This is a genomic window from Komagataeibacter europaeus LMG 18890 (assembly GCF_000285295.1).
GTDB lineage: Bacteria > Pseudomonadota > Alphaproteobacteria > Acetobacterales > Acetobacteraceae > Komagataeibacter > Komagataeibacter europaeus.
Genome location: NZ_CADP01000263.1, coordinates 1 through 1,760 on the forward strand (window position 1 = coordinate 1; position 1,760 = coordinate 1,760).

The 1,760-nt window shown below is 58.2% G+C and carries 4 protein-coding genes; all 4 read left to right on the forward strand.

From position 1 onward, the window contains the following. Window positions 1-43 precede the first annotated feature (43 nt). The gene (locus tag GEU01_RS21475) at window positions 44-244 is read left to right on the forward strand and encodes a hypothetical protein (protein ID WP_019087637.1); all 201 of its coding nucleotides are present in this window, start codon (window positions 44-46) and stop codon (window positions 242-244) included. 104 nt (window positions 245-348) lie between these two features. Then, window positions 349-930 (forward strand): iron-sulfur cluster assembly scaffold protein, encoded by a 582-nt coding sequence (locus GEU01_RS21480; RefSeq protein WP_157212921.1) that lies wholly within the window; start codon window positions 349-351, stop codon window positions 928-930. Between the two features lie 68 nt (window positions 931-998). Then, complete coding sequence (locus GEU01_RS21485; RefSeq protein WP_019087639.1) at window positions 999-1,304, forward strand: hypothetical protein; 306 nt, start codon at window positions 999-1,001, stop codon at window positions 1,302-1,304. Between the two features lie 49 nt (window positions 1,305-1,353). Next, window positions 1,354-1,671 carry a hypothetical protein gene (locus GEU01_RS21490; protein ID WP_019087640.1) on the forward strand — a complete coding sequence of 106 codons (318 nt, stop codon included), beginning with the start codon at window positions 1,354-1,356 and terminating at the stop codon, window positions 1,669-1,671. The last annotated feature ends 89 nt before the right edge of the window (window positions 1,672-1,760 follow it).

Here is a 1,760-nt window from a genome sequence, read left to right on the forward strand (position 1 = left end):
ACCACACCGACCCCATGAAACCCACATATAGGAGGCTCACCCTATGGCTTATCCCCCTCTCGACCCGGAAGAAATCAAGGAACTGAAAGAGTTTGCCGCGCAGGAAGGGCGGAACTGGAAACAGGTGCTTGAAAAGGAATCATGGTGGCGCGGCCTGCCGATGCACGGCTTTCCCCTTCTTTACGGCTTGCGTAACAGCCACGGGCCGTCATGGCTCCGCTCTTTCCGTCTCCCCACGGAGTAAGGCGCAGAACGTGCGGGCCGGGGGATGCGACCCCGGCCCTATCTCATTTTGCCAGTTAGGAGGCTCACCCTATGGCTATCACCCGCGCACAGTTTCCCCGTTTCATGGACCCGGCCAGCCCACAGGCCGGATTATTCACCGTCACCGGCTGGCCGATGCTGGAAGGCGTGCCCCACGTAGAAGGCACAGGCACGACGCCAGAGGGCACCGCTTGCCGTGTCGTGCGTCCGGTTGCCGAGGTTATCACGCCGCCTGACGACGATCAGACGCGCCTTGAGGTGTATATGCAGGCCCTTGAGGCGGCAGAGGCGGGCACATTCACGCTGGCAAGCTGGCCATCGTTTGGGGATGAAGTATTTGCCTATGTCACCCTGACAGACGAGACGGGCCGTGTGCGGGATGTTGCCTATACGTCATGCCTTGAAGCCGTAACGGAAATGCCCCACCTGGTCGGCAGTTCGATCCAACCGGGGGATGGTAGTGGATCAATCCGGGTGGCGGACATTGTGACGCCTGGTGATATTTTTCTGGACATGCGGGAGAGCGGACCCGTGGGCAACGACTGGATATTAACCGCTTACGAAGTCCGGTTTTCTGACTACAGGCCGGACACGCACCAGCGGCCCGCTTTTATAAAAAAAGAGCAGGAAGCCGGGATTTTTTCTTGCAATAATAATGTATCATGATACATTAACGACATGGGGGCGGGACACCACACCGGCCCCATGAAACCCACATATAGGAGGCTCACCCTATGAGAGACGAACTGACGACCGCGCACTTTGTACGCATGATGATGGCAGCGGCAGTGTTCGGGATCGGCATTGGCGTCCTGTGGCGCGTGACAGGTTTTGCCGCGCTCTTGCTTATCCCGGTCTGCATGTTCCCCGTGCGGACCTCAAACGGGGCTTGGTCCAAGTCCTTTACCATTGATCTGCCCTATCTTTGGACGGCTCCCACGCGGGAGGCTGATCTGATCGAATGGCGCAGGCATCGCCGCGTCTTTGCGCTGGTCGTCTGTATCGCTGTGCTGGTCCGTGTCGTTCTCGCCTTTATCTAAAACTTGCCGCCCCGGCCAGCCGGGGCGGCTCCTTTATCATGGAGCATCTATGACCCGGAAGATCGAGGACATGGGCAGGCGGTTTGCCGCAGGGTTTGGATATATGGTGCTGGGCCTCATAATCGGGAAACTATGGGAAATGGGCGGTATCCTTGCCTTGGTGCTGGTGCCCATTGTCGTCTGCCCCCTGCATGTGTGGGACAGGGGCAGTCTCATGACCTGTACGCTGGACGTGCCGCGGATCTGGCCGATGCCCCGTGACAAGGCAGGGCGCAGGAAATGGCATCGGTACTGGTTGCTGATGGGGTACGTCCTGCTATGCGCCTGTATGACGCGCGCGGCGTTCTATTTACCGTCTTTCTATTGATCGACATGATCCATGAAGCCCCGCCATTGTGCGGGGTTTTTCATTACGTAAAGCAGGCAAGCCGTAAAGTTTCTTTCCCTTTCTCCTGC

Excerpts from the sequence above, each read along its gene's own strand:
- GEU01_RS21480 (WP_157212921.1), top strand. The coding sequence starts at position 349 with ATGGACCCGGCCAGCCCACAGGCCGGATTATTCACCGTCACCGGCTGG.
- GEU01_RS21475 (WP_019087637.1), top strand. The coding sequence starts at position 44 with ATGGCTTATCCCCCTCTCGACCCGGAAGAAATCAAGGAACTGAAAGAG.
- GEU01_RS21490 (WP_019087640.1), top strand. The coding sequence starts at position 1,354 with ATGACCCGGAAGATCGAGGACATGGGCAGGCGGTTTGCCGCAGGGTTT.
- GEU01_RS21485 (WP_019087639.1), top strand. The coding sequence starts at position 999 with ATGAGAGACGAACTGACGACCGCGCACTTTGTACGCATGATGATGGCA.